This is a genomic window from Paenibacillus sp. sg306046 (assembly GCF_059821225.1).
This window is the reverse complement of the sequence record NZ_JCAMRT010000054.1, coordinates 1-9,739: the sequence shown is the minus strand read 5'-3', so window position 1 is coordinate 9,739 and position 9,739 is coordinate 1. Positions and strand designations below refer to the sequence as shown.

1 protein-coding gene is annotated in these 9,739 nt (G+C 57.9%); it reads left to right on the top strand.

Going from position 1 to position 9,739, the window contains the following annotated elements:
* Positions 1–9,739: amino acid adenylation domain-containing protein (locus AC6ROY_RS25060; protein WP_500103291.1), on the top strand; the 9,739-nt coding region annotated here is incomplete at both ends.

Here is a 9,739-nt window from a genome sequence, read left to right as displayed (position 1 = left end):
TGCGGGACGTGTTCCGCCACGCTACGGTCGAGGAAATGGCGGGAGCAATCAACCGGATGGAGCAAGCGGAGCACGTCTCCATTCCTGCGGCTGAAGAAAGCGAGTATTACCCGATGTCTTCGGCGCAGAAACGGCTGTATATTTTGCGCCAGATGGCGGAGGTTGAACAGAGCTACAACATGCCGGGGGCGATGCTGCTGGACGGAGCGCTCGACCGGGCGCATTTCGAAGCGGCATTCGGCGCTCTGATTGCGCGTCATGAGACGCTGCGTACCGGATTTGAGCTGGTAGACGGCGAGCCGATGCAGCAGATATACCCGCAGGTGGATTTTGCGGTGGAGTACAAGCAGGCCGCCGACGAACGGGAAGCCGACGAGCTCGTGCGCGAATTTGTCCGGCCGTTTGACCTTACGAAGCCTCCGCTGCTGCGGATCGGATTGATCGAGCTGGAGCAGAGCCGCCACATTCTGATGTTCGACATGCATCATATCATCTCCGACGGGATCTCGACGGATGTTCTGGTGGAGGAGTTTATCTCCCTGTATGGCGGGGAAATATTGCCGCCTCTGCGCATTCAGTACAAGGACTATGCTGTGTGGCAGCAGTCCGAGTCGCAGAAGGAGCGGATAAAGCGTCAGGAAGCGTACTGGCTGGAGCAGTTAGGCGGAGATCTGCCCGTCTTGGAGATGCCGCTTGATTACGCGCGCCCTGCGGTGCAGCAGTTCCATGGAAACACGCTTCATTTCCGGATTGATGCGCAGAAGGTCGAGGGCTTGAAGCAAATGGCGGCGGAAAGCGGAGCGACGCTGTACATGGTGTTGCTTGCGGCCTATACCGTTTTACTGCAAAAGTATACGGGGCAAGAGGACATGATTGTCGGCACGCCGATTGCGGGCAGAACCCACGAGGACCTGCAGCCGCTCATCGGAATGTTCGTCAATACGCTGGCCATTCGCACGTATCCGGCCGGGGGCAAACCGTTCCTCTCGTATTTGAAGGAAGTCAAGGAGGCTACCTTCGGAGCTTATGAGCATCAGGACTACCCGTTCGAGGAACTGGTGGACAAATTGCAGGTGACCCGCGATTTAAGCCGCAACCCGCTCTTTGACACGATGTTTGCGCTGCAAAACACGGAAAACAAGGAGCTGGCTCTCGAAGGCCTTCAACTGAAGCCGTACCCGAGCGAGTATACGGTGGCGAAATTCGACCTGATTTTGGACGTAACGGAAGGGAATGACGGTTTGGCCTGCAGCATGGAATATGCCACCGCCTTGTATAAACGGGAGACCATTGAACGGATGGCCAAGCACTACGAGCAGCTGCTCGAGGCCATTGCGTTTTCTCCGGAGGCGACCCTTGCAGCGCTTGGCATGCTGACCGCGCAAGAAGAGGAACAGCTTCATGACGTGTTCAACCATACGGCGGCGGACTATCCGGCCGGGGCGACCATCCATCAATTGATCGAGGAGCAGGCGGAACGCACGCCGGAGCATGCGGCTGTCGTGTTTGAGGGCGGACAGCTTTCGTACAGAGAGCTGAACGAACGGGCCAACCGGCTGGCGCGGACATTGAGAGCGGAGGGCGTGCAGCCGGACGAGCCGGTCGGCATCATGCTGGAGCGTTCCTTGGAGATGGTCGTCGGGATCCTCGCGGTATTAAAAGCCGGGGGCGCGTATGTGCCGATTGATCCCGAATATCCGGAGGAGCGCATCCGTTATATGCTGGAGGATTGCGGCGCGAAGCTGCTGCTGGTGCAGAGCCGTCTTCGGGAGCGCGTGGCTTTTGCCGGAACATACGTAACTTTGGATGAGGAGCATGCATACGGCGAGGATAGCTCGAATCTTGAGCCGGTAGTCGGGCCGAATCATTTGGCTTATGTGATTTATACGTCAGGAACAACGGGCAAGCCCAAAGGGGTTATGGTAGAGCATCACGGGCTTTGCAGCTTGAAGCTGATGTTTGAGAACACCTTGGGCATTACCGATCAGGACCGGGTCGTCCAATTCGCCAGCCTGTCCTTCGACGCGTCGTGCTGGGAAATCTACAAAGCCCTGTTCTTCGGAGCAACCTTGTACATCCCGACGGCTGCGACGATTCTGGATTATCAATTGTTCGAAGCCTACATGAATGAAAACGGGATTACAGCGGCGATTCTGCCTCCGACCTATGTGACCTACCTGAATCCGGAGCGTATGCCGAGCTTCAAAAAGCTGATCACAGGAGGCTCGGCGGTATCCGTTGAGCTTGTGAAGCAGTGGAAGGACAAGGTGCTGTATTTCAATGCCTACGGGCCAACTGAAGCCTCCATTGTAACGTCGGTTTGGGCGGCTCCGCCAGGCGAGCTCGAGCAAAAGTCTGTGCCGATCGGCCGTCCGATTGCGAATCATCGGCTCTACATCCTGGATGCGTATAATCAACCGCTGCCCGTCGGCGTGGCCGGCGAATTATGCATTGCGGGCGTCGGGCTGGCGCGCGGCTACTTGAACCGTCCTGAGCTGACGGCGGAGAAGTTCGTGGATCATCCGTTCGCGCCAGGGGAGCGCATGTACCGGACAGGGGACTTGACCAGATGGCTGCCCGACGGCAATATCGAATATTTGGGACGGATCGACCATCAGGTGAAAATTCGCGGTTACCGCATCGAGCTCGGCGAGATCGAGGAGCAATTCTTGAAGGTTGCGCATGTTCAAGAAGCGATTGTGCTGGCGCGCGAGGACGAAAGCGGACAAAACCAGCTTTGCGCCTACTTTGTGGCGGACAGGGAGCTTACGGCTGGCGAGCTGAGGCTGGCGCTGTCGCAGGAGCTGCCGGGCTACATGATTCCGTCCTACTTTGTGCAGCTGCAGCGAATGCCATTAACGCAGAACGGGAAGATCGACCGCAAGGCGCTGCCCGCCCCAGAAGGAAACATGCATACCGGCGGTGAGTATGTCGCACCGAGAACCGAGGCGGAGAAGGCGCTGGCGGCTGTGTGGAAGGCGGTACTCGGAGCGGAGCGCATCGGCGTGACAGATCATTTCTTCGAGCTTGGCGGCGATTCCATCAAATCGATTCAGGTTTCGTCACGGCTGCATCAGGCCGGCTACAAGCTGGAAATTCGCGACTTGTTCAAATACCCGACCGTTGCCCAGCTGGGCCGGCACATCAGGCCGATTGCCCGAATGGCCGACCAGGGCGAGGTGGCTGGAGAGGTTGCGCTAGCGCCAATCCAGCGCTGGTTTTTTGACCAGCAATTTGCCGACCCTCACCACTTTAACCAATCGGTGATGCTCTACCGCAAGGAAGGCTTCAACGAAGCGGCGATCCGCAAGGTGCTTCAAAGGATCGTTGAGCATCACGACGCGCTGCGCATCATATTCCGTCAGACGGAAAACGGAGCTGCGGCATGGAACCGGGGGGTGGAGGAAGGCGAGCTTTACAGTCTGGAAACGGTCGACTTCAAGGGAGTAGAAGCGGCGGCGTACGAAAAGGCGATCGAAGCCAAGGCGAACGACATTCAGGGCAGCATTGAGCTGGAGTCGGGCCCGTTGGTAAAAGCCGGGTTGTTCCGCGGCGCGGACGGGGATCATTGGCTTATCGCCATACACCATGGTGTCATCGACGGCGTATCGTGGCGCATCCTGCTTGAGGATATCGCGGCCGGGTATGAGCAAGCCGTGAAGGGAGAGGTGATCCGTCTTCCGGCGAAGACCGATTCGTACCGTGCTTGGTCAGGGCAGCTTGCGGCATACGCGCAAAGTCCGGCTATGGCGAACGAACAGGCCTATTGGCAGCGCGTTGCGCAAACAGCCGTGCCGCCGCTGCCCAAGGATCAGGAAGCGGAGCTCTCCTTGCAGGAGGATAGCGAAACGATCACGCTTCAGTGGAGCGCGGCAGAAACGGAGCTGCTGCTCAAGCAGGTGCATAAAGCGTATAACACCGAAATGAACGACATTCTGCTGACGGCGCTGGGAACAGCGATCCAGAAGTGGAGTCGTCATGACCGGGTGCTGGTGAATCTGGAAGGTCACGGCCGTGAATCCATTCTGCCGGATATCGATATTACACGCACCGTGGGATGGTTTACAAGCAAATATCCGATATTGCTGGAGATGGAGCCAGGCAAGGATGCGGCCTACCGGATCAAGAAGACGAAGGAAGCTCTGCGTCAGGTCCCGAACAAAGGGATCGGGTACGGCATATGCCGGTATTTGTCGGAGCATGCGGCGGAAGACGTATGGGGAACGACGCCGCAGATCAGTTTCAACTACTTGGGTCAGTTCGATCAAGACCTGCAAAACAACGAGCTTGGCCTATCGCCGCATGCAAGCGGGGCGCAGTGGAGCGGCAAGCAAGCCCGAAGCTACGCGCTGGACATGAACGGAATGATTGCGGACGGTTCGCTGACGCTGGACCTCGGCTACAGCGGCAAGGAATACCGCAGGGAAACGATGGAGGAGCTGGCTTCTTGCCTGCAGGAGAGCCTTCAGGAACTGATCGCTCATTGCGCGGCGAAGGATCGGACGGAGCTGACGCCAAGCGATGTGCAGCTTAAGGGATTGAGCTTGGAGGAGCTGGAGCAGCTTGCGGAACAAACGCGCCATCTCGGGCAGATCGAGAACATCTACGCGCTTACGCCTATGCAGAAGGGGATGTGGTTCCACAGCTCCATGGATCCGGATGCAGGCGCCTATTTTGAGCAGGCGCGATTTACCTTGCGAGGAACGCTCGATATCGAATGGTTTGCGCAAAGCTGGGAGGAGCTGGCCGCCCGTCATGCCGTACTGCGGACCAATTTCTACAGCGGCTGGAACGGAGAACCGATGCAAATCGTGTTCCGGGACAAGCGGATCGGATTTGCGTACAAGGACCTTACCGGTCTTCATGCGGCCGAGCAGCAAGCGCAGATCAACCAATTCGAGCAAGGCGATAAAGCTCGCGGATTTGATTTGCAGCGGGATGCGCTGGCACGCGTAACGGTCATCCGTACAGAAGCGGAAAGCTGCCAGGTGCTCTGGAGCTTCCATCACATTCTGATGGACGGCTGGTGCTTGCCGCAGTTGACGAAGGAGCTGTTTGAAACGTATTCCGCCTACGTTCAGGGTCCAGGGCGGGAAGACGCTTCGGAGCGGAACTTGGCGCCAGTCTACAGCCAGTATATTGAGTGGCTGGAACAGCAGGACAAGGAAGCGGCGTCCCGCTATTGGGCCGGGTACTTGGCGGGCTACGAGGGGCAGACTGTACTGCCGCAGGCCAAGACGGAGGGAAGAAGCCCGGGGTATGCCCTGGAGCGCATCGTTTGCGATTTGGGCAATAGCCTGAGCGTACGGATGAGCCGTGTCGCAAAGCGGCATCAGGTGACGGTCAATACGCTCATGCAAGCGGCATGGGGCATCATTCTGCAGAAATATAACGGGACGGGCGATGTGGTATTCGGCCATGTCGTGTCGGGAAGACCGGCGGAAATTCCGGGGATTGAGGAGATGATCGGATTATTCATTAACACGATCCCGCTGCGCGTCGCTGCCGAACCGGATACGAGCTTTGCCGAAGTGATGGGAAGACTGCAGGAACAGGCGCTCGAATCCGGCCGTTACGATTATTATCCGCTGTACGAGATTCAGGCGCAGAGCACACAAAAGCAGGATTTGATCAGCCATATCATGGCGTTTGAGAACTATCCGGTCGATGAGCAGATGGAGCAAGCCGGACATGAAGACGGCGGAAGGCTTTCGATTGCGGACGTTGAAATGGCAGAGCAAACGAACTATGACTTCACGCTGACGGTGCTTCCCGGAGACAACATTCAGCTGCATCTGGACTACAATGCCAATGTGTATGATCGGGCGGGTATGGAGCGGTTGAAGGGGCATCTGGTCTATGTCTTCGAACAAATCGTCGAAAATCCGCTGGCTGCCGTAGGAGAACTGGAGCTTGCGACTGCCGGGGAGCAAGCCGAGATTGTGGAGCGGTTTAATGATACGGCGACGATGTATCCCCGGGAGAAGACGCTTCACCAGCTGTTTGAGGAACAGGCGCAGCGTCTCCCGGATGCGGTGGCGCTTGTGTTTGAGGACCGGCAGTGGACCTACCGCGAACTGAATGAGCGGGCCAATCGGCTGGCGAGGACGCTGCGTTCCCAGGGAGTCGACAAGGACCGCTTGGTGGCCCTGATGGCGGAGCGATCCATGGAGATGATTGTGGGCATGCTGGCGATTCTAAAAGCGGGAGGGGCCTACGTGGCGATCGACCCGGAATATCCGGAAGAACGCATCCGCTACATGATCGAGGATTCGGGAGCGCACGTGATGCTGGCGCAGCGCCAGCTGCGCGAGCGGATTCCGACCCAGAGCGCGCTTGTCTTCCTGGACGACGAGCAATCGTACAGCGACGACGGCTCCAATCTGGAGCGCAGCAACGGAGCGACCGACTTGGTGTGCGTCATTTACACGTCCGGTACGACCGGCAAGCCGAAGGGCAATTTAACAACCCATCGCAACCTGATGCGGATTGTTCGAAATACGAACTATATTGAGATTACAGACCGGGATCGTGTGCTGCAGCTGTCCAGCTACTCCTTCGACGGGTCGGCCTTTGATATTTTCGGGGCTTTAACCAATGGAGCCAGACTGGTATTGGTGCCAAAAGAAACGATGCTGGACGTCGAGCAATTGGCGGGTCTGATCGAAAGGCAGCACATTTCGGTCATGCTCATTACAACAGCTTTCTTTAATGTGCTTGTGGACGCGAATGTCCATTGTTTGCGTCACCTGCGGGTGATTTTGTTCGGGGGCGAACGGGTTTCCGTCAGTCACGTCCGCAAAGCGCTCAGCTATGTCGGACCCGGCAAACTCAAGCATGCATACGGTCCGTCGGAAAGCGCGGTCTATACAACCTGGCTGGACGTGAATGAGGTGAGCCCGGATGCCGTGAACATCCCGATCGGACAGCCGCTCAGCAACACGACGGTCTATATCGTTGACGCGCGGAACAAGCTGCAGCCGATTGGAGTCGCCGGGGAGCTGTGCGTAGGGGGAGAAGGATTGGTTCGAGGCTACTTGAACCGTCCGGAGCTGACGGCGGAGAAATTTGTGGACAACCCGTTTACGCCGGGAGAGCGGATGTACCGGACGGGCGACCTGGCCAGATGGCTGCCGGACGGGACCATTGAGTATGTGGGCCGGATTGATGATCAGGTGAAAATCCGCGGCTTCCGCATCGAGCTGGGCGAGATCGAATCGCATCTGCTCAAGGTGGAGCCGATCGAGAAAGCGACGGTCGTGGTTCGTGAAACCGCCGGAGGCGAGAAGCAGCTCTGCGCGTACTTCGTAGCCAGCAGCGAGCTTGCGGCAAGCGAACTAAGAAACACCTTGTCCCAAGAGCTTCCGGGCTATATGATCCCGACGTACTTTGTGCAGCTGGAGCGTATGCCGCTGACGACCAACGGGAAGGTGGACCGCCGAGCGCTGCCGGCCCCGGAGGAAAGCATGCAGACGGGGATGGACTATGTGGCGCCGCGAACGCTGCTGGAAGCGAAGCTGGCGCAAATCTGGCAGGACGTGCTCGGAATTGCAAAGGTCGGCGTCAAGGACAATTTCTTCGAGCTTGGCGGCCATTCGCTGCGCGCGACTACGCTGGTCGGCAGGGTTCACAAGGAATTGAACGTCAGTCTGCCGTTAAAAGACGTATTCAAATTCCCTACAGTCGAAGAGCTGGCGCAAGCGATCGGCGTCATGGAGCAGCAAACGTACAGCTCCATTCCGGCGGTTGAAGCCAGAGAGCACTACCCGGTATCGTCGGCGCAGAAGAGGTTGTATATTTTGCACCAGCTGGAAGGGGCGGAGCAAAGCTACAACATGCCGGGAGCGATGCTGCTGGAGGGAGCGCTTGAGCGGGAACGGTTTGAAGCGGTATTCCGCGGTCTGATTGCACGCCACGAGACGCTGCGCACCGGGTTTGAGCTCGTAAACGGCGAACCGGTGCAGCGGGTGCATCCAGAGACGGATTTTGCCGTGGAATATATGGAAGCTGGCGAAGAAGAGGCGGAACGGATGGTGCGCGAATTCATCCGCGCGTTCGATCTGAAGAAACCGCCGCTCTTGCGGGTAGGCTTGATTCAACTGGCGGAAGAACGCCATATCCTGCTCTTTGACATGCACCATATTATCTCCGACGGCGTATCCATGGATGCCCTCGTCGAAGAATTCGTCCGCCTGTACGGGGGAGAGGAGCTGCCGGCTCTACGGATTCAGTACAAGGATTATGCGGTATGGCAGCAGTCCGAAGAGGAGCGCGAGCGTCTGAACAAGCAGGAAGCCTACTGGCTGGGCCAGTTCAGCGGAGAACTGCCGGTGCTGGAGCTGCCGACAGATTATGCGCGTCCCGCCGTGCAGCAATATGACGGCCATACGCTGCAGTTCCGTATGGATGCTGAGACGAGCGAGGGCTTGAGGCGGATTGAGGCGGAAAACGGCGCGACGCTGTACATGGTATTGCTTGCGGCGTATACGATCCTGCTGCAAAAGCATACGGGCCAGGAAGATCTGATCGTCGGCACGCCGATTGCGGGAAGGACACATGGCGATCTGCAGCCATTGATCGGGATGTTCGTCAATACGCTGGTGCTGCGCAACGGACCGGCCGGAGAGAAAACCTTCCTGTCTTATCTGGAGGAAGTCAAGGAAACGACCTTAAGTGCCTACGAGCACCAGGATTATCCGTTTGAAGAGCTGGTCGAGAAGCTGCAGTTGACCCGCGATTTAAGCCGCAATCCGCTCTTTGACACGATGTTTTCGCTGCAAAATATCGAAAACAAGGAATTTGCTCTCGAAGGGCTTCGCCTGACGTCGTTTCCGAGCGACTACGGGATGTCGAAATTTGACCTGAGCCTTGACGTCATGGAAGATGGCAATGGCTTGGAGTACAGCCTTGAATATGCGTCTGCCTTGTTCAAGAAAGAAACGGTAGAACGGTTGGCGAAGCATTTCGAGCAATTGGTCGCCGCGATTGTGAACGATCCGGGCGCGAAAATCGCGTCGCTCGGCATGCTGACGGCGGAGGAGCAGGAGCAGATTCAGCGCGTGTTCAATCCGGAGACAGCGACGCCGCTGCTGGAGAAAACGTTCCATCAGCTGTTCGAGGAACAGGCGGAGCGGAGCCCTGAGGCGACAGCGGTGGTGTACGAGGACAAGCGGCTTACCTACCGCGAGCTGAACGAGCGTTCGAACCGTCTGGCGCGCATCCTGCGGGCCCAAGGGGTGAAGCCGGATCAGCTGGTCGGCATTTTGGCCGATCGGTCGGTGGACATGCTGGTCGGGGTTCTGGCGGTATGGAAGGCGGGAGGGGCCTATGTGCCGCTCGATCCGGATTACCCGTCCGACCGCATCCGGTTTATGGTGGAGGACAGCGGAGCGAACGTGCTGCTGACGCAGACGCATCTGGAGGAGCGCGCGCGGGAGTGGCTGGCAGAGGAGCAGACGCTGCAGGCCGTGCTGTGCCTGGATGATGAGTCGCTTTACAGCGAAGGAGCGTCGAACGACTCGAAAAGGATGAAATTGCCGAACGTCAACAAGCCGAGCGATCTGGCCTACGTGATCTATACATCGGGAACGACAGGACGGCCGAAGGGCGTCATGATCGAGCACCGCAGTCTGGTGAATACGGCGGACGGCTATCGCCGGGAGTACCGCCTGGACGAGTTCCCGGTCCGGCTGCTGCAATTGGCCAGCTTCTCCTTCGATGTGTTCGTGGGGGATATTGC